The organism is Methylocucumis oryzae, from assembly GCF_000963695.1.
Classification (GTDB): Bacteria; Pseudomonadota; Gammaproteobacteria; order Methylococcales; family Methylomonadaceae; genus Methylovulum; species Methylovulum oryzae.
Window position 1 is genome coordinate 1 of record NZ_LAJX01000158.1, and the last position, 19,058, is coordinate 19,058.

General features: G+C 45.1%; 19 protein-coding genes. All 19 read left to right on the forward strand.

The genetic code is table 11. The features are described from left to right. The first annotated feature begins 580 nt into the window (after nt 1-580). Entirely contained in the window at nt 581-1,393 is an 813-nt protein-coding gene (locus VZ94_RS14875; protein ID WP_045779831.1) for a hypothetical protein, read from the forward strand. Nucleotides 1,394-1,465: 72 nt separating this feature from the next. Then, complete coding sequence (locus VZ94_RS14880) at nt 1,466-2,524, forward strand: HEAT repeat domain-containing protein (RefSeq protein ID WP_045779832.1); 1,059 nt, start codon at nt 1,466-1,468, stop codon at nt 2,522-2,524. An 804-nt stretch (nt 2,525-3,328) separates the two neighbouring features. Then, on the forward strand, nt 3,329-3,505 hold the full coding sequence (locus VZ94_RS25205; RefSeq protein ID WP_109867696.1) for a Flp family type IVb pilin: 177 nt from the start codon (nt 3,329-3,331) through the stop codon (nt 3,503-3,505). Between the two features lie 247 nt (nt 3,506-3,752). Next, nucleotides 3,753-7,310: a beta strand repeat-containing protein gene (locus tag VZ94_RS14885; RefSeq protein WP_045779833.1), complete on the forward strand. Its 3,558-nt coding sequence runs from the start codon at nt 3,753-3,755 to the stop codon at nt 7,308-7,310. A 1,069-nt stretch (nt 7,311-8,379) separates the two neighbouring features. Then, complete coding sequence (locus VZ94_RS14890) at nt 8,380-8,946, forward strand: A24 family peptidase (protein ID WP_045779834.1); 567 nt, start codon at nt 8,380-8,382, stop codon at nt 8,944-8,946. Between the two features lie 72 nt (nt 8,947-9,018). After that, nucleotides 9,019-9,660 (forward strand): Flp pilus assembly protein CpaB, encoded by a 642-nt coding sequence (gene cpaB, locus VZ94_RS14895; RefSeq protein ID WP_045779835.1) that lies wholly within the window; start codon nt 9,019-9,021, stop codon nt 9,658-9,660. Further along, nucleotides 9,612-9,905 (forward strand): hypothetical protein, encoded by a 294-nt coding sequence (locus VZ94_RS30885; RefSeq protein ID WP_045779836.1) that lies wholly within the window; start codon nt 9,612-9,614, stop codon nt 9,903-9,905. Before cpaB ends, VZ94_RS30885 begins: the two co-directional genes overlap by 49 nt. A 13-nt stretch (nt 9,906-9,918) precedes the next feature. Further along, on the forward strand, nt 9,919-11,397 hold the full coding sequence (locus tag VZ94_RS14905; RefSeq protein WP_045779837.1) for a type II and III secretion system protein family protein: 1,479 nt from the start codon (nt 9,919-9,921) through the stop codon (nt 11,395-11,397). 262 nt (nt 11,398-11,659) lie between these two features. Next, nucleotides 11,660-11,803, forward strand: a complete 144-nt coding sequence (locus VZ94_RS26055; RefSeq protein WP_204369163.1) for a hypothetical protein — start codon at nt 11,660-11,662, stop codon at nt 11,801-11,803. A 247-nt stretch (nt 11,804-12,050) separates the two neighbouring features. Then, the gene (locus VZ94_RS14915; protein ID WP_082081705.1) at nt 12,051-12,578 is read left to right on the forward strand and encodes a pilus assembly protein TadG-related protein; all 528 of its coding nucleotides are present in this window, start codon (nt 12,051-12,053) and stop codon (nt 12,576-12,578) included. Nucleotides 12,579-12,587: 9 nt separating this feature from the next. Beyond that, nucleotides 12,588-13,016, forward strand: a complete 429-nt coding sequence (locus VZ94_RS23285) for a TadE/TadG family type IV pilus assembly protein (protein ID WP_052700591.1) — start codon at nt 12,588-12,590, stop codon at nt 13,014-13,016. 2 nt (nt 13,017-13,018) lie between these two features. Then, entirely contained in the window at nt 13,019-13,516 is a 498-nt protein-coding gene (locus tag VZ94_RS14925) for a TadE/TadG family type IV pilus assembly protein (protein ID WP_045779840.1), read from the forward strand. A 28-nt stretch (nt 13,517-13,544) separates the two neighbouring features. After that, entirely contained in the window at nt 13,545-14,222 is a 678-nt protein-coding gene (locus VZ94_RS14930) for a CpaE/TadZ family protein (protein ID WP_045779841.1), read from the forward strand. Then, on the forward strand, nt 14,215-14,733 hold the full coding sequence (locus VZ94_RS14935; RefSeq protein WP_045779842.1) for a CpaE/TadZ family protein: 519 nt from the start codon (nt 14,215-14,217) through the stop codon (nt 14,731-14,733). Before VZ94_RS14930 ends, VZ94_RS14935 begins: the two co-directional genes overlap by 8 nt. 7 nt (nt 14,734-14,740) lie before the next feature. Beyond that, nucleotides 14,741-16,171 carry a TadA family conjugal transfer-associated ATPase gene (locus tag VZ94_RS14940; protein ID WP_045779843.1) on the forward strand — a complete coding sequence of 477 codons (1,431 nt, stop codon included), beginning with the start codon at nt 14,741-14,743 and terminating at the stop codon, nt 16,169-16,171. Beyond that, a complete protein-coding gene (locus tag VZ94_RS14945) occupies nt 16,168-17,145 on the forward strand; it encodes a type II secretion system F family protein (protein ID WP_045779844.1) in 978 nt (325 codons plus the stop codon). The genes VZ94_RS14940 and VZ94_RS14945 overlap by 4 nt, the downstream gene beginning before the upstream one ends. Nucleotides 17,146-17,173: 28 nt before the next feature. Continuing rightward, complete coding sequence (locus tag VZ94_RS30890; protein WP_275575275.1) at nt 17,174-17,305, forward strand: hypothetical protein; 132 nt, start codon at nt 17,174-17,176, stop codon at nt 17,303-17,305. Beyond that, nucleotides 17,259-18,092: a type II secretion system F family protein gene (locus VZ94_RS14950; protein ID WP_052700592.1), complete on the forward strand. Its 834-nt coding sequence runs from the start codon at nt 17,259-17,261 to the stop codon at nt 18,090-18,092. The genes VZ94_RS30890 and VZ94_RS14950 overlap by 47 nt, the downstream gene beginning before the upstream one ends. 18 nt (nt 18,093-18,110) lie before the next feature. Further along, nucleotides 18,111-18,980 carry a tetratricopeptide repeat protein gene (locus tag VZ94_RS23290; RefSeq protein ID WP_052700593.1) on the forward strand — a complete coding sequence of 290 codons (870 nt, stop codon included), beginning with the start codon at nt 18,111-18,113 and terminating at the stop codon, nt 18,978-18,980. The last annotated feature ends 78 nt before the right edge of the window (nt 18,981-19,058 follow it).

The window sequence follows — 19,058 nt, forward strand, 5'->3', positions numbered from 1 at the left end:
GTTATTATCACCTATTACCAGCAAAAAAATCGCATAAATTTTTTTCTAAGTTATTCTTTTACATAGCTAAAGCTAACAAGGCTAAAACTAACATCATTAATAACTGCGTCATTTCACACATCCTCAGTTGCATGATTTTTTTAATTTACAACTTAACCTTCGCAAAGGATTTAGTTACTTTTTGGCAGGCCCAATCATCAATTCAGTCATTCCATGCTATTTTTGTGCATGTAAATTTAATCCTATAACACAATAGTTATATTTAATATCAACTAGTTATTAACTATTGATATGAACAGTGACCCCAAAATAATGCCTTATAAAACCGCCAGGGTTAAATCCAATTACCTAACCAACTTAAGCTACTGGCATATAGCTTGCTTGCTAGAATAACGAAGAGAAAAGTAGTTATAACCACCCTATCATAAAAAGAATTATTTAGTTTGATAGGTTAACTTTTTTGTCTTCATTATATGCTTAGCTAGAAAACAGCTAATCCTTAAACTGGCCATTTAAGTCTAACCCTGCTGTCTTCGTGCTTTAAGTGCTTAATATTCATAACCTTTAGGATTAAATCACTATGCATCGTTTTATAAATCACTTATTAAACCAAACAACCGTATTAACATTATTAAGTGGCGCCATAGCACTAACAGTTTCACCGTTAGCACATTCAGGTGTCACTGCGGCCGGCACGGCCACATTGGTTTACAACAAGTCTAACTGGTCTACCGTTGCAACAACAGCGCTTAACCCTGCACCGGCAAAAATTGCCTATACTGATATTCATGCTACACCAACCGGAGTTGTAAATGACGCAGCAAACACCAACGGTCAACGCTGGATGATGTTACAAAACGTAGCCAACCAAACTGTGAGCAGCTTTCCTTATCCATCAGCCTGGCAAATCCCAGTCGCGTCTAACGTTCCTATTACCACAGCAGCAACGTATTCTTTTGCAATGCCAGTGAATTGTTACACCTCAAGCTGCTCTGGTTGGGGTACAGGATATACCGTAACCACTTACGATTCAGTTTCTAATCCGGGTGGCTGGATAGGTTTGGGAGGATCGCTAAAAGTATCGAGTGATTTTAACGAACCAGGCGGCACGGTGTGGTGGGGTAAATTAGCCCTAAAGCAGGATACGGGAACGGGACTATGGTGGATTTATGATCAACTTAATGGCAGCACTGTGTTCCAACTCGTTAGCCCAGTGGTTACAACCAAAACCTGCTCAGGCATCCAAAGAATTAACATTACAGCCAGTTATAAATTTGGTAACTCCGATTGGGGATTATTTTTTGATGGCTATGCCACACCAGGCACAAATCCCAATACAGGTAAGCTCGACCTAAACAAAACGCTAGGCACTTTCAGCCTAATTCCTTGCTAATCCGTTATTTTTGAAGTCTGTTCTTACCGGATGCTAACGCCGGTAAGAACTTATTTACTAGGAACAGTCGATATGAAAAAAATCCATAACATACACTTAAAGGTTGTTCTATTAACGACTTTTCTCATCTTAGCAAGTTATGAATTTTGGTTGCACGCAATAAACTTATTAAACCCACCTAGTCAAAGTCAACTAAGTACTCTTCCGGTAAAAGCAAAACCAACCACACCAAAACAAGAAGCTACTCGAACGAACAACCTTATTATCAAAACAAAAACGCCCTTAGCTACCGGGATTGAAAAAACCATAGCAGATTATCCAACAACCTTCTCTGGCATTATGGGTTCAAATCTTGGTAAGCAACTTGACGCGTCAGAGACTAAATCTATTTACGAGTTGTTAGCCGCTATCGAAGCTTCGTTAGCGACAGAGCAATCTCTTGCACAAATTCGGGCCAGTGAAGCATTTCAACATCTAATTCTTTCACTACCATCCGACCCTTCTGCACGTAAATATTTATTCGAACGACTACTACAAGCATCAGGTACACCTATGGCGGAACTGCTAGCTCAAGCGCTTGCCCAATCATCTGGTGGCCACGAGTTAGCCGAAATTAGGTCAGAAGCGAGGCGACTCTTAAATGAAGGGACAAGCAATCAACATTCAGACATTCTTAAATTTTTAGGACAAAGCCGAACAATCGACGCAGCTACACAAAAAGCAGTGCTTGAACTTATAACTAAAAATGCAAACAATCACACCGATTTAACACTTGACGCACTAAACGCGCTTAATTTTCAAAGCAAACTATCTGCTAAAGACAAGCAAAACATAGTTGACACCATCACATCATTAGCTTTACATCAAGATGCGACAATCAGACAAGCCAGTATTGATAAATTAGCCGCTTTAGCGAGTCATGATGAACAAACCTTGCAAGTACTCACTGAAGCAACTCACGACTCCGTCCCTGAAATCAGAGAACGAGCCATCATAGCATTAGGCCAAAGCCAATTTGACAGCCAAGTGATTCAAACAACCATGCAGACCGTCTTAGCTGACCCAGAGGAAACTGCAAATGTTAAAGCCGCTGCTCAACAAGTATTGTTAAACCTAAACCCAGATAGCTAGATTTAGTCTCGCTCCAACGCTCTAGAGGCTGTGAAAGTATTCATTTTTTAAAATCTGATACACAATATATAGTAGTAAATATAATTTTAAAGTACTATATATTGATAGGTTTATGAAAAAATCTGAATACTTTCACTGCCTCTCTAGCGTGGGAGCGCATAATATCTGTGGCCACACCCACGTCTGAGCTCGGGAGCGAAAGAAACAATACTAAGCTGAAGACAAATAGGCATTCCCACGCAGGAGCAGTTGCGGAGCGATAGCGTAACCCGACAACATCGGAGCGATAACCGCACAAAGCAAGCTTTGTACTCCAAAGTAGCTTAATTTAATGGCAGTAGCGCATCATCATACAAGCTAAGTGAATTCACATATCTCCACTGAAACAAGAAATTAAGTAGCGTCTAGTAACACAATGCAGAAAAATCCTCAATCAATCACAGAAAAAATCAAAAGCGTGGGATTTAACACATTTTTAGAAAAAAAGCGGGGAAATAAAAATTAATCAAAATAATAACTTGCGCAAGCCAGCATGGCAAATGCCACATACCTAGAAAAAAAGTGTGTTATTTAACTTAAATTTAACGCGGCAAACAATGCCGAAATGTTCCAATTTGCTCTCTATCATAAAAATATTTATCTTTTAAAAACAACACATTAATAAAATTTTTTGATAAAAATCAATTTTGGCATCTGATTTGCTCTACAAACAAGCATCTGCTCGCGGAAAGCGCCGCGACTAGATAAGCTCGCACTGACGCGGGCGGTATTAATCAATATTCTTAAAACACAGAGGAAAACACAATGAAAAAATTAGTTGCACAAATTATGGCTTTTATCCGCGAAGAACAAGGTTTGTCTATGGTTGAGTATGCTGTTGCCGGTGCGGTAATCGTATCGGGCGCTGTGGTTGCGTTTCAAACATTAGGTACTAATGTCACGACTCAAGTCGATAGCATTTCATCTAACATCGGTCAATAAGCTGTTAGTCAGCCCAATAAAAACTTCGCTTGGTAAACCAGTTAACGCAGTTTTTTCATGAAAGCACCGCTGTCATACCTTCTGCTATAGGTTAACCCACCTAGTTTCCCGTATGACAGCGGGCGTATGTCTTAAAACACTTATATAAAACAGCCGATTACGTGCTTACCTGCTCGTAGGCTCGCGCTCGGCGTAAGTATTATAGGTGTGGTTGACAAGCGATACCACATTTTTCGAGGAATTATTAATGGCTATACCTAAAATTACTTATATGGGCGTCAACGCTACCGGTACTAGCGAGTTTTCCAAAATCAGTATTCCTGATTTACTACTAGCTACTGGCGGATACCCCGATTCAGCTATTACAGAAATTGAAGCCAATCACGACCTACAAATTGATGAGCTCATTTATGAAGATGGCTTAGCTATCTTTGGCACTAAAGACGGTAACTCAACAATGAAGGCCACATTTTCTGGCCTAACCGTGACCAGCACTGAAAACAGTTATGGCAAATTCGTTAATTTAGACAGCACACACTGGTTGTTATTATTAACACCCGCCGCCCTCGATGTAATGGGTCAAGGCGGCGAAAGTATTAAACTGACTTCTACATTAGCAGGCAAAGACTCTTCCTCAATCACTTACGTTACCGTAGACACGCTCGCGCCAACCTTATTCAGTAGCTCGCCGGGCAATAATGACGAAGAAGTCGCCGTCGATAGCAATATTAGCCTAACTTATAGTGAAAACATAAAGTTCAGCAGTGCTAGTGGCACTATCACGTTACAAAGCGAGTCGGGTTTTGGAGATATTGCCATTAGTATCGACAGTACTGGTGCAGTCACTAGCGGTAACGCTACGGTCAGCATTAGCGGTAAAACACTGACTATTAACCCGACTGACAACCTTACAACCAATGATACATACAATGTTATAGTCGATGCCGGTTTAATTGAAGACAACGCTGGCAACGATGCAGCAGCACTTGACGACGATCCACTAACTCCTGCTGAAGAAGTAAAATTTGAAACTACACATATTGTCAGCAACATCGGTGTAGGCGCCAATGGTAATATGGATTACATCGGTAAAGTCGACAATGGCGAATACGGCGTCACGTTATTCGGTGATGACGATGGTGATGTCGTCGGCGATCAATTCGCTACGTCGGTTAGCAACGCAGGCGATGTTAATGGCGATGGTTACGACGATATTATTATCGGCTCCGCTTTAGCCGATAACCCTTATAGCTCATCAACCGGCTTAGCGTATGTCGTATTTGGCGGTAAAAATGGCTTAGCGATTGATGTTGATGACCCTGATTTTGAAGCATTGAACGATTTAGATGGCACTAATGGTGGATTTATTATCTCAAGCAGCAGTAATGCTACCGAAAACTTAGGCCGTTCCGTCAGCAGTGCCGGTGACCTCAACGGCGACGGCTATGCGGATTTATTAATCGGAGCTACCGGTAACTTAGCTACCGGCTCAACCGATTCGGGTAGAGCCTTTGTTGTTTATGGACAAAAATCCGGTTTTGCCAATGTTGACACCTCTACGTTCCAGTTTGATTCGTCTAATGGTTTCCAATTAACCAATAGCGACCTTGTAAACGTCAACATGGGCTTCTCAGTCAGCACCGCCGGTGACCTCAATGGTGACGGCTTAGCTGATTTTATTGTTGGTGCGCCGGGTGGAGTGCTAACAGCCGTTGCCGGTAAAGCTTATGTCATTTTTGGCAATGAAGAGGGGTATGCAAACAACTCAGTACAGTATCATGCAGCTAATTTTACTGGTGAGTTAACAGGCTTTAGTTCCGGTTCATTATCGCCCTCGACCTCTAGCGTTGTGAAATTTACCAGCACGACCACTAAGGCAAATGTAACTGATATTACCGTATCCGATACATCGACAAACAATGTCTCTGCAGCAACTACACAAGGTTCTGCATCTGTTACTGAAAGCGCAGCCGTTACTTTTACTGATTTATCAGCAGGTGAAAGCGTTACGGTAGCAGGTTTAACCTTAACGACTGATAGTGACTTAACAGCCAATCAGGTAGCAACTCTTTTTGCGAACCGAGCTAGCGGCTTCCATACCACTGGCTTTACCTTCTCAGGTACACAAACAACACCTGTTGATGCAGCGTTAGGCACATCTGTTAGTGATGCCGGTGACGTTAATGGCGATGGCTATGGTGATTTGATTATCAGTATGCCATTTAAGGGCGCTACTTTAGGAGGAGACGCCACTGGCGAATCCTATGTCGTATTCGGCGGCGACTCTGGTTGGGCAACTAGTGCGGCAGAGATTGATGCGGCCAATGGTGCTAAAGGCTTTAAATTAGTGGGTAGTGATGGCGACATAGTTAATTTGATTCCTGGCGATTATAGCGGTTGGTCGGTTGGCAGTGCGGGTGACTTCGACGGCGATGGTCTAAGTGATTTAGCTGTTAGCTCGACTAATGGGTTAACCACTTATGTTGTCTTCGGCAAATCAACGTGGCAGGACACGGTTGATATGACCGCACTAGTAACTACCGAAGGTACATTAAGTGCCACCCAAGGCTTTACCATTACTGATGGTCTATTTGGCGCAGCACAAGGTATGGGCAACTTCGGTTTCTCAGTCAGTAGCGCAGGCGATGTTAACGGCGATGGTTATGATGACCTTATCATCGGCGAACCTGGCGACATCAATAACCCGGCTCAAACCGATGCCAGCGCCGGTGCTGCCTATGTGATTTACGGCAAAGGTTCTGGCTTTAGCGATATTGACTTGTCTGCTTCATCATTAGATGGCAGCAATGGCTTTGAAATAGAAGGTGCTAGCGCCTATGAACATTTAGGTAACTCTGTTAGTGGTGCCGGAGATTTAAACGGCGATGGTTTTGATGACCTCATCGTTGGCGCAAGCGGCGCTGATTCAACTGGCTTCTCTGGGTCGTTACACAACAAACTTACTAGTGGTGACAATACCAATACTAATCAGGTGACATTTACCTATACAGAGAATGGAAACCTTAACCCCCTTGCTATTTCAGATACCTCTGCGTCCGGCAATATCAGTGTAGTATATACAGATGGTACAGCATCTACCCCTGAATCGTTTGTCGTTACCTTTCCTGCATTAGATGCAGGCGAATACGTTAAGATAGGTAGCTTAACGTATACAGCGGGTCACTCTCTAACAGACATACAAGTAGCAGAGCTGTTTGATAGCTTAACTGCTGGTTATCAAGGAGATAATGTAACCGGCAACGAAGGTGAAGCCTATGTGATTTACGGCTCTGAACACTTCGGCCATAAAGCAACCCATGTTGGTACTGCTAAAGCTGATGTCTTAAACGGTACAACTGCAGCCAATACTTTCGTCAGCGGCCGAGGTAATGACCTTATTTTCGGCAAAGGCGGTGCTGATGTATATAACGCCGGTGCTGGCAACGATACGATAAAAATCAGCGATCTTAACTTTAGATTAGTCGATGGCGGCAGCGGCACTGACACGTTGTCGTTAGCAATGGCCGGAAAAACGTTAACGTTAGCCAGTGAAAATATCAGCAACATTGAAACGATAGATTTAACCGGCACCGGTGCGAATAGCTTAAAACTGACTGCGTTAGATGTTTTGAATATGTCTGATAACAGCAACAAGTTAACCGTTAAAGGCAATGTCGGCGATAAGTTAGACTTTGAGGACACCGGTTGGACAGATGCTGGCACATCGGGTATCTACGATAAATATACCAATGGCGAAGCGGTGTTGTTAGTCGGTCAAGCTATCACAGTCGTTGATTTCGCTTAATTGTCTGGCGTAGGTCGGGTTACGACTGCATGGACAGATAGTTGCTCCTGCACTATCTGCATTTCCCACGTCCATGGGGGTCATGCAGGAGGTAGGAGCAGTTGCCGAGCCTTAGCGTAACCCGACGTTTTTGTGTGAAAGGTGTCGGGTTATGCCTGTGCTAACCCGGCCACCGTTTAGGTGACTTTGTTAAGCAAGGTGCAGGAAATATTTGTGGCTATGTCTCGTTTCCCCGCTCTCGTGTGGCAATGCATAATCCTGTAATCATTCCCAGGCCGGAACTTGGGAATGAGACATAACCCATGTTTTCATGCACCTTGCTTAGCGTTGTTTAACGTCACTCGGCTAAAGCGAGTGTGCTGCTGTAGGTTTGCCCATAGACGTCAGTCCAGTCCTCGCTAGGCAGTAAGCCATTGGCTGCCTAGCTTTTTTTTGGCATGGGTCCTACCGCGAACGATGCGCTTCGTACCTCAGCACATCCTATTATGTGCTAATCGGAGGCGCGCACTCAAGTTAGGTAGGGTGCATTCCATGCACCAAAAAGCGCGCACGGATTCAACGTTTCATCGTTATGTGAAACAGGGGCGTTTAGGGTGTGGTAGGACCGGGATTTGTTCCAAAAAGCACATCGTTGGCATAGGCCACAGCCATGAATGAGTCCTGGCACTCTGGCTTTGGTGCATGGAATGCACTCTACTTGGCTCTCACAGACTCCGGAATGTGGGAACGAGGGCATTATGGGATGTGCCGACGATAGCCGCGAACGATGCGCTTCGTACCTCAGCACATCCTATGGCTAGTCGAGGGCGCGCACCCAAGTCAGGTAGGGTGCATTCCATGCACCAAACAGTGTGCGCCGAATCAACGTTTCATCGTTACGTGAAACATGACGTTTATGGTGTGATAACGTGCTGCGTCACGCAACGCCGGAGCGTCGTGTCTACGTTCCCACGCAGAGCATGGGAACGATGAAGTTCTCGCTCCCACGCAGGAGCCTGGTAATAAGAGAAATTTACTTTAGCCTTTAACAACTATAATAACAGCGGCATTACGACCGCTTAAGACCTTCATGATTGCTTCTTTACCTGTCCCTGCATTACTGCTTATCGTGCTATTACTCCTGGCTTCTTGTATCGATTTTTTCAGCCACAAAATCCCTAATTGGCTTAGTTTTGGTTTATTAGGCTTAGGGCTTGCGCTGCAAGGGTATTGTTTTGGTTTGGCGGGATTTGGCGCAAGCTTAGCCGGTGGCGTGTTGGGCTTAGTGTTGTTATTGCCGTTTTATTTGCTAAAAAGCTTAGGTGCAGGCGATGTGAAATTAATGGCGGGCGTGGGTAGTTTTTTAGGTGCCGAATCGGTGATTTACGCAGTTGCCGCCACGATTATTTGTGGTGGTTTGTTGGGCTTAGCGGTGTTAATCGCTAAAGGTGGCATGGGGCCGTTTTTAAAGCGTTATACGCTGATGTTTCAGACCTTGTGTTATACCGGCAAAATCGTGCCTATTCCACCGGCTCTTACGGAAGTAGCGGCAAGCCGGTTTCCCTATGCTAGCGCTATCGCCGGTGGGACTTTTTATGTGTTATGGCAGCAGCAGTTATGGCCGAAACTGGCTGGCCTCGTCGCATTGGTTAACTAGCCCTTATGCTAAAAAAGCAAACATTGATTATTTTAGCCATTGCCTTGCTCACTGCACTGTTAGCGGTTTGGTTTGCTAAAACGTTGGGTAGAACGTTCAGCGCCTAGCGCGGTGCTGAATACCACTAAAATCTTAGTCGCGGCAAAAGAGCTAGCCTATGCAACGAAACTGAGCGACGCTGAGTTTAAGCTCGTTGATTGGCCGACTTCGCATTTACCTTCTGCGTATCTAAGCAATCCTAAAGATGCAGTGAATAAAATTACCACGCGCGCGCTGGTGTCAGGCGAGGTGTTAAGCAAGCATAACATCAAGGAATATGTGGGTGGTAATCCGTTATCGGCATTGATTCAGCCGGATATGCGCGCGGTAACTGTTAAAGTCAACGATGTCATTGGCGTATCGGGGTTTTTATTACCGGGTAATTTTGTCGATGTGTTGGCGACACCGAAAATCCGCAGCTATTCGACCAATAATGCTAAGGCCAATGTTGCCGCTACGCCAACGACGTATATCGCAGTGCAAAACGTGAAAGTGTTAGCGGTGGATCAAGACACCGGCGGTGATAAGAATAAACCGCCGTGCATAAGAGCGTCACGTTGGAAGTCTCGCCTGAGCAAGCGACTAAGCTCGTGTACGCAACCCTTGAAGGCACTATTCAATTATTGTTGCGTAATCCGGTCGATAAAGCCGTCGCCACCCTACCCTCGGACGTAAAACCCGAACCGGCACCGCCTGAAATCAAACCTGAACCTAAGCCTGAGCCAAAACCTGAGCCTGCTGTTAAGCCCGAAACGTTACCGGAAGCTGTCAAACCTGAGCGTTCATGGACGATTATTCGTGGCGCCACCAAATCGACTGCGCATTGTTCTGAGCTAGCGTCTTGTACGCCGATTAATAAAGCTCCTCGTAATAGCACAGGTCGCGTATTGCCCAACGCGGGTTTACTTTCTCCTCCTTAGCTATGGACTTTTTATGAGTGTTAAGTTGTTTAGTCTTCTGCTCATCATGGGATGGTTGCTTAAGGCGAATGCGTTTGCTTCGGATAATGCGCTACGTGTGACATTGAATAAATCACGCTTTGTCGAGTTAAAGACGCATACCGATAGTTTTACCGTGGCTAATCCTGAGATTGCCGATATTGAGTTATTAGACGAAAACCATTTGTATGTCTTAGGCAAGCATTTAGGCACGACCAATCTGACGTTGAATAATTCTAAGCTTAATCAATATGAGTCGATTAATATTGAAGTGACGCATGATATTGATGGCTTAAAAGCTAAGCTGCATGAGTTGTTGCCTACCGAGTCGCCTAGCGTGTATTCGTCGCAAGGCTCTATTGTCGTAGCCGGGCAAGTGTCTAGTGCTGAGAAAATGGATAATATTCTGGCGATAGCTAAGACGTTTTTGCAAAGTGACAGGAGTAAACCGGAAGAGTATTCGACCAACGAGAAAAGCAATGGCGTTGGCCTTATTAATATGATGCAAGTCGGCGGGCCGCAGCAAGTGATGTTGGAAGTCAAAGTCGCTGAGATGAATCGTACGTTGGGAAAAGAGTTAAACGTTGATTTTAATATGATGGGACAAAGTGGACAGTTTTCGGGTGGCTCGGTGTCTGGAGCGGCGGCTGTTACGACCACGTCACAAAATTTGTCGTCGTCGTTAAACCGGCAATTAGCAAGTGGTGCGTTGGATTATGCGACGAGTTTGATTAGCCCGTTTGGGATGTTTGGCCGTTTTATTAGTCGTAGCGGGCAAGTCAATGCGGTGATTAGCGCCTCGCGTAGTAATGGTTTAATTAAGATTTTAGCTGAGCCAACGTTAACGACGATTTCCGGCCAAACGGCGGATTTTTTATCCGGTGGTGAGTTTCCTATCCCGGTGCAGCGTAATGTGACCGGCGGCATTTCGGTTGATTATAAGGAATTTGGTATTGCGACTAAGTTTTTGCCAGTGGTGTTAGATTCCGGCCGTATTAGTTTGAAAATTTCCGTCGATGTCAGCGAATTAAGCAATGTCAGTACTGTAGTGGCCGCTGTTGACAATACACAGAGTTCGTTTGTGATTCCTGCTTTAGTTAAGCGGCGGGCGAATTCCACGGTGGAGTTAGAAGACGGTCAAACCTTGGGAATTGCTGGATTAATCAGCGACAACACCCGAGATTCTATTGATAAGTTTCCTGGTTTAGGTGATTTACCGGTGTTAGGTCAGTTATTTACTAGCCAATCATTTAAGAAAAGCCAAACCGAGTTAGTGATTTTTGTAACGCCACGCTTAGCCAAACCGATGACCACGGCAACGCCAAAATTGCCTACCGATAGTTTTATCGAGCCGTCTGATGTGGATTTTTATTTATTAGGCCGGACGGAAGCGAGGATTAAGCGTAAACAAAACGGTACGCCTGTCAGCCAAGGGGCTGGCGGTGCTGTCGGGCAGTTTGGCCAGCATTTGTGATGGTTATTTCTCGTTCCCACGCTCCAGCGTGGGAACGTTGTCAGTGACGCTCTGCGTCACGCAACGCCGGAGCGTTGCATCTCCGTTCCCACGCAAAGCGTGGGAACGATGCGCGATGCGTTTTTATTTTGTTTTAACGGTGACTTTATGAAACTAATTCCTTGTTACGTTGCGCTTGTAAGCATGTCGCTGTCAGCTTGTAGCACGTTTTAGCAGTCAACCTACTCAGTTTGATGCGCATTTTGGCGAGGCGGTGCGCGCTATGCAAGTCGCACAGACGTATGATTTAACCACGCGTCAACAACCTAATGATCATGTTATTTTGACGCATGATGGTAAAAAACAATTAGAGCAGTTGAACTCGACGTATCGAGGAGACGTTTTGGCATTTGAAATTGCAGCGTAATGATACCGATGTTAATAAATTTTTCCCCGGCATGGGTGATAGGGATTAGTGTTTTATCGTTCACACGCTCCGGCGTCACCGCCATTAAGTTAAAGAATAGAATAATCAATGGCTTATTCGTTGTGTTTTGTGAAATATTCTATCGCAAACCCAACCTACACGCCTCTGCGTCACGCAACGCCGGAGCGTTGCATCGACATTCCCACGCAGAGCGTGGGAACGATGAAAGGTTTGTTTTTGGAGGATTATGATGAAACATCAGAACCCAATCACGATTAAGCAACAACAAGGCGTTGTCTGGATATTAACGCTTATCGTGTTGCCTGTTTTACTGGCTTTATTAGCGTTTGTGTTGAATTTTAGTCATGTTTACCTGAATCAAGCTAAATTACAAAATGCAGTCGATGCAGCAGCCTTAAGCGCTGCCGAGAGTTTAAATAATGGCTTAGGCAACGATGCGTTGGTTGATGGCGTTAGTGCGTTTAATCAGACGCTGACGGGGGGTGGTAATCAAGAGTTATTAAATGCCGGTGTATTACCTGATATTTCATTTTCCCATACCGTTAATCCGTATGATGCTTGGACGGCTGATCCGTTTTTTGTGCGAGTGTCAGCGACTTATACCCAAGATGCGCTGCTATTAGCCGGTTTTTTCGGCATTGATAATATAACGATTACTGCGTCAGCGATTGCCGGGCCTAGCAGTTTTTCAGCCGGGCCTGTCCCGCCTGCTGGTACGCCGATATTGCCGACCGTGTTGTATCCTGAATTGTGAGAATGCGTGATGAAAAAGCTTGAATCCGGCTTGATATTAGTTGAAACCGCGTTGTTTACGATGTTTATCTTGCTTATTGTGCTCAGTATTGCTGAGGTTGGGCGTGCGTTTTATCAATATAATCAATTAGTCATCGCAACGCGCAATGCGACGCGCTATTTTGCTGTCTCGGCTAATCCTGGCCCTGCCGATACGGTCGGTGCGCAAAACTTATTGGTGTTTGGCAATGTGATCGGCGCGGGCGATGCTATTTTGCCTAATTTGCAAACCAGTGATGTTGCACCGGTTGTTGGAGGTAATTTTGTCAATGTCAGCGCGAGTTATACGTTTAACTTTTTGCCGGGTAATCCTCTTGCCAATATTACGGCGTTATTCGGTAGCAGTATCCCTGCACTCACGTTGAATACGTCTCTTTCTATGCAAATTTTTACGCCTTAATCATGATGTGCTTTTCTCAACGCGGTAGCGTAACCGTTGAATTTGCCCTTGCCGGTGCATTGTGTTTAATGTTGATTTTTGCCGCCGTCGAGTGTGCGCGGTTGTTGTTTACTTGGAATAGCTTAGCGGATATGACACAACGTGGTGCGCGCGCGGCGGCGGTGTGTCCGCCGTTTGATGATGCGATTTCCGGTATTGCGGTGTTTAATGACCCGACCAGCTCTGGCATAAGTCAAATCATTCCAGGCTTAGACACGTCGCATATTCAGGTTGAGTATTTAGATGCTGCGGGCAACGCCGGGGCGGCCGGTGCGGCGATTCAGTTTGTTAAGGTCAGCATCAACGGCTATGAGTACACGCCAGTATTGCTGGGTATCTTTGGCTTGAATGCTCCGATTACGCCGCCTGATTTCGCCGCTATTGTGCCTAAAGAAAGCTTAGGCGCGTTGCCCGATCCTGATAATCCTGCGGCTGGGGCAGTGATCACACCTTGCGCTTAATCACTTTTTATTGTTATCCGTTACCCTCATGGAATCGAATCTACGCGTTTTAATCACGGGTTACGCTAAACCGGAACTCGACGAGTTGCGGATTACGTTATCGCATCTTGCCGGACTTAACACCACGACGTTACTGGCTAATCCTAGCCATGACGACCCTCTCTATGGCGTCACTACGCTGCCCGACGTGTTAATTTTGTTTTTAGGTCAACGGGCTGAGTCGGTGTTAAAAGCCTTAGGAGCGAAACCGGCTCAGCTTAGGCCTACGACTTTAGTGATTAGCACGATTGGCGATAATACGGCGCTCATGCGTTTAGCTATGCAAGCCGGTGTCAGAGACTTTTTTCCGTATCCGGTACTCGAACGCGAGTTAATGGAGACGCTTAAACAAGTGGTTCGGGAAAAATCGTTAAAAGCGTCTGGGCAAAACTCGCAGATTTTTGCCGTGGTTAATGCTAAAAACGGCTCCGGTGCGTCTATGGTTGCCGGTAATTTAGCGCATATTACCGCCGTGCATGAGCAAGCCCGTGTGGCGTTAATGGATATGGATATGCAATTTGGCACACAAGCGCTGAACTTTAACATACATCCGCAACAAGGCATTTTTGAGACTTTACCGGTCATTGATACGCTGGATAGTGTGGCATTAAATTCTTTTATGACGGTGCATAAAAAGTGGTTTAGCGTTATTAACCACGTTGCCTAATCAAATCGGTTTACCGGGCGATTTACCGGTCTCATTACTTAAACAATTATTGGATTTAATGATGATGAGTTTTAAAGTCATCGTCATTGATTTACCTCGCTTAGTGGACCCTATTATGAGTTGTGTCGTCGATCATGCCGATAAGCTTGTCGTATGCGTTCAACAAGATGTCGCTAACTTGCGTGATGCTCAGCGGTTATTGAGGATTTTGCAACAAGACATGGAATTCCCTGAAGAGCGTATTGTTATCGCAGTGAATCGCTATCAAGCGATTAGCCCTATTCAGCTTGAAGATATTCAGCAGTCACTGAAGGTAGCGGCTGTTTATAGTATCCCTAATGATTATGCCCGCGTCAGTCATGCGCTGAATTTAGGTGTGCCACTACTCGAACAAGTGCCTAATGCGCCTATCACGCAAGCGTTAGTCAAATTGGTCAATGAATTGCTGGGCATTCAGCCACCACTTAAGAAAAACCTGATGCGTGATTTTTTTGCGCGTTTAGCTAAATAGTTAGGTTATGGATTTTTTAAAAGATCGTCTAAAAAACCACTTTGCTCAACCTGCTGTTAAAACGTTGGTTGAACCCGAAACTGCGCCAATCGTTACGTCGAATATTCCTAAACCGCGTGTTAATCCGCCGTTAATTGTGCGTCAAACTTCGGCTGGCGAGCAGGAATGGATGCAGCGCGTGTTACAAAAGCTGTTAAGCATTGCGGATTTGTCGCTATTAAACGAATTAGATGATAAGACCGCAAGGCAGAAAATTCGTGAGTTATCGCAAAAAATTCTCGATGAGGATTCAGCACCGCTGGCTATGGCTGAGCGTCAACATGTGACACGCTGCATTGAAGACGAGATTTTAGGCTTAGGACCGTTAGAGCTGTTACTCAATGATGCCAGTATTTCCGATATTATGGTGAATGGCTTTCAACAAATCTATGTTGAGCGCTTTGGTAAGCTGGAGTTGACTACGGTTAAATTCCAAAATGAAGCGCATTTAATGCGAATTATCGACCGGATTGTGTCTAGCGTAGGCCGCCGAGTCGATGAATCGGTGCCTATGGTGGATGCCAGGCTTAAAGATGGCTCACGCATTAATGCGATTGTGCCGCCTTTAGCATTAGATGGTTCGATTTTATCGATTAGGCGCGCGAAAGCCGACCATTTACGCACCAACGATTTAATTAATTTTCGCGCATTAACGCCGATGATGGCGGAATTATTAAGCGCGGCAGTGAAATGCCGGTTAAATATTATCGTATCGGGTGGCACTGGCTCTGGTAAAACCACGATGCTGAATGCGTTGTCTTCCGCCATTCCAGAAGATGAGCGTATTGTCACCATTGAAGACGCCGCCGAATTACGCTTGCAGCAGACCCATGTGGTGCGATTAGAAACCAGGCCACCGAATATCGAAGGTAAAGGCGAAGTCACCGCGCGTGATTTAGTGCGTAACAGTTTGCGTATGCGGCCTGACCGTATCGTTATTGGTGAGTGTCGCGGTGAAGAGGCGTTTGATATGTTGCAGGCGATGAATACCGGTCACGATGGTTCGCTGACGACGGTACACGCGAATACGCCGCGCGATGCTATCGCGCGTATTGAAAATCTCGTCGCTATGGCGGGTTTAGATTTACCCACTCGCGCGATACGTTCACAAATTGCCTCGGCCATTCATTTAGTCGTACAAGTATCTAGGCTTGAAGACGGTAAGCGTAAAGTCGTCAGCATTCAAGAAGTTAATGGTATGGAAGGCGATATTATTACGATGAGCGAAATCTTTACCTTTCAACGTCGCGGTCTTGATGAGTTTGGTAATGTCTTAGGCCGTTTTCGCGCAACCGGTACCGTGCCTAAATTCTTTGAAACGGTGCAAAAACGCGGCATTGGTTTGGATTTATCGATTTTTGATACGCATCGTGACGAAGGTTGGGAAGACGAAAAATGAGTGCTACTGAGTTGTATTTATTTTTATTCATCATTTTTTGCGCCATTTTGGTCGTTGGTTACATTGTTGCGAACGCTGTACAAAGTAAGCAGCAAATCGATCAGCGTATGCAACAGCGCTTAACGACGATAGAAGATAGTTTCGTCCCCGCGACCACGGGGTTATCACTGGTACGCATTAAATACCTGACGACGTTATCGCCTTGGGAGCAAGCGCTTGAAGCCTTGCCCGGTATGTTGGAATTAGAAAAAACCATAGAGCAATCAGGGCGGTTTTTTCCGGCTTACCGACTCGTACTATCGAGTTTAGGTTTAGCCAGTATTGCCACACTAACGACGTTACGATATACCGACGAATTTTATTTAATTGGGTTAGCGTTTTTAGTCACGTTTTATTTACCGATTTACACATTGAACACGTTACGCGATAAACGCCTAGCTCAGTTTGAAGAGCAATTGCCGGATGCGTTAGATATGATGGTTAGGGCTATGCGCGCAGGACACCGGTTTAACGATACGATGAGCTTAGTCGCGTCCGAACTGCCTGAACCGATTTCGTCTGAGTTTGGCATTACCTTCGATGAATTAAATTATGGCGTTGATATGCGCGTGGCGTTTAACAATTTGCTAAGCCGTGTGCCTAGCGTGTCGCTGATGGCAATGGTCACGTCGGTATTAGTACAACGTGAAAGCGGCGGCAATTTAGCGGAAATTTTACAAAGTATCAGCGGCGTCGTGCGCAGCCGCTTTAAGTTTCAACGTAAAATTAAAACACTGACTGCAGAGGGCCGAGCTTCAATTTTTGTTTTAGCCGCTATCCCGTTTGGTTTGTTTGGCTTGTTAGAAGTGACCAGTCCTGATTATGTCAATGTATTATTTACCGACCCGCTAGGCCCTAAAATTATAGGCAGTGGCTTAGTGCTGATGGGCTTAGGCGCAATTTGGGTTAAAAAAATGCTGAAAATCGATGTATAGTTCGGTTTAATAGTTATTGGAGAACGTTTTGGATTTAGCTCAGCTAACGTTTATCGGCACTATCGCGCTTAGCGTGTTTTTATTAGCGCTCACGGTCGCGTTGTTATTTTCAGGTGTTTCAGACCCGGTGCGCAGGCGGTTATATCAAAACGCTTGGTAGAACCTCGACGACCTCAGAGGTTTTTTCTAACCAACTGGATAGACTGTTAGATGCCGCTAAGCCTTATATCACACCGCAAAATACGAAAGAGCTGACCAAAGCGCAAGAACGTTTATTACATGCGGGATTTCGCTCGCCGAATAGTTTAAAAAATTATTATGCTATTAAGACGTTATTATTGTTAGGTTTGCCAGCCGTGCTGTTAGCGATATTGCCCTGGCTACCAAACTTAAGTGCTGAGCAAGTAGCTTATAGTGCGCTATTTGCCTCTAGCTTAGGCATTGTTTTACCGAGTTATTATTTAGATAAAAAAATTGCCGAACGGCAACAGCTACTTATCCATGCCTTCCCTGATGCTTTAGATTTATTAGTCGTTTGTACCGAGGCCGGCTTAGGTTTAGGCGCTGCCTTACAACGGGTTGCCCAAGAACTCATCGCGATACATCCGGTATTAGCGTTAGAACTTAATCTGGTGAATGCGGAAACGCGCGCCGGTGTTGACCGTGTGCAAGCGTTATATGGTTTAGCTAAACGCACAGGGTTACAAGAAGTGCGCAGTTTAGTCGGTTTATTAGCGCAAAGTATCACGTTAGGCACCAGTATCGCCGAAGCATTGCGGATTTATTCAGAAGACTTTCGCGATAAGCGTATGCAACACGCGGAAGAAAAAGCCGCTAAACTCGCGACGAAAATGATTTTTCCAATGGTGTTCTGTTTTTTTCCAGGCTTTTTCTGCATTGCCTTAGGGCCAGCCGTGATAAAGCTGATGTTGATTTTTAATAGATAATGTTACAGGGTCATATGTATGGTTTTTACCTGGTTTCGTAAGTTACGCTTTAAAGGCACTCAGCTAGTTTTAGTTAGCTTGGCTTTGGTGAGTTGTGCCAGTACCCCAGACCAGCAAGTCGAAACAGAATCTTGGCAATCGTTTGCAACGCGCGGCAATCAGGAGTTAACCACAGGTAATACCGACGCGGCATTAGCGTTGTATGTGAAGTCATTAAACCTAAACCCCAACAATGCCGAGTTACTGAATAAAATCGGCGCGATACATGCGGACAGGCGTAATTTTAATTTAGCTGAGGAAGCGTATCGCTTAGCGTTAAAACAACAACCCGGAAATGCTGCGACATTAACCGGACTTGGCTTATTGTTAATCCAACAACACCGCCGCGAGCACGCTTTGCCATTACTGAAAACCGCACTCAACAAAGACGCGTCTTGCTGGCGTTGTGCAAACGGTTTGGCATTGTTATATGACCAACAACAGCACTACTCCACGGCATTGGCTTATTACCAACAAGCTTTAAAGATTTTGCCTAACTCTGCGCAAGTATTGACTAATCGAGGTTATTCGCATTATTTAGCAGGCCATTGGGCTGATGCCGAACGCGATTACCGTGAAGCGCTACGGCTAGAGGATAATTACCGCCCTGCCCTGCAAAATTTAGCGTTGTTACAAACCCGACAAGGCAAAGTGCAAGAAGCTTTAACAACATTTCAAAAAACCACCGACATAGCATCTGCTTACAATAATATCGGCTATATCTTTATGCTAGACGGCAATTACGGTGATGCTGAACAGTATTTAGAACAAGCAATTAGCTTATCGCCGGTCTACCACACAGAAGCTTTTGCCAACTTAACTAAACTGCATGAGTTATGGCGGCATTAAGTAAGGCAGCTCAAATGCTTTGCCGTCGTTATTTTTGCCCGCTATCGCCATTGTCAAAACGCCTTTTAGTGGTCAGTA

Bases quoted from the DNA above. Each gene is read 5' to 3' on its own strand.
- VZ94_RS14925 (WP_045779840.1), top strand. From the start codon at position 13,019: ATGATGTGCTTTTCTCAACGCGGTAGCGTAACCGTTGAATTTGCCCTT.
- VZ94_RS14905 (WP_045779837.1), top strand. From the start codon at position 9,919: ATGAGTGTTAAGTTGTTTAGTCTTCTGCTCATCATGGGATGGTTGCTT.
- VZ94_RS14915 (WP_082081705.1), top strand. From the start codon at position 12,051: ATGATGAAACATCAGAACCCAATCACGATTAAGCAACAACAAGGCGTT.
- VZ94_RS14930 (WP_045779841.1), top strand. From the start codon at position 13,545: ATGGAATCGAATCTACGCGTTTTAATCACGGGTTACGCTAAACCGGAA.
- VZ94_RS26055 (WP_204369163.1), top strand. From the start codon at position 11,660: ATGCAAGTCGCACAGACGTATGATTTAACCACGCGTCAACAACCTAAT.
- VZ94_RS14940 (WP_045779843.1), top strand. From the start codon at position 14,741: ATGGATTTTTTAAAAGATCGTCTAAAAAACCACTTTGCTCAACCTGCT.
- VZ94_RS14885 (WP_045779833.1), top strand. From the start codon at position 3,753: ATGGCTATACCTAAAATTACTTATATGGGCGTCAACGCTACCGGTACT.
- VZ94_RS23290 (WP_052700593.1), top strand. From the start codon at position 18,111: ATGGTTTTTACCTGGTTTCGTAAGTTACGCTTTAAAGGCACTCAGCTA.
- VZ94_RS14875 (WP_045779831.1), top strand. From the start codon at position 581: ATGCATCGTTTTATAAATCACTTATTAAACCAAACAACCGTATTAACA.
- VZ94_RS14945 (WP_045779844.1), top strand. From the start codon at position 16,168: ATGAGTGCTACTGAGTTGTATTTATTTTTATTCATCATTTTTTGCGCC.
- VZ94_RS14880 (WP_045779832.1), top strand. From the start codon at position 1,466: ATGAAAAAAATCCATAACATACACTTAAAGGTTGTTCTATTAACGACT.
- VZ94_RS23285 (WP_052700591.1), top strand. From the start codon at position 12,588: ATGAAAAAGCTTGAATCCGGCTTGATATTAGTTGAAACCGCGTTGTTT.
- VZ94_RS14890 (WP_045779834.1), top strand. From the start codon at position 8,380: ATGATTGCTTCTTTACCTGTCCCTGCATTACTGCTTATCGTGCTATTA.
- VZ94_RS25205 (WP_109867696.1), top strand. From the start codon at position 3,329: ATGAAAAAATTAGTTGCACAAATTATGGCTTTTATCCGCGAAGAACAA.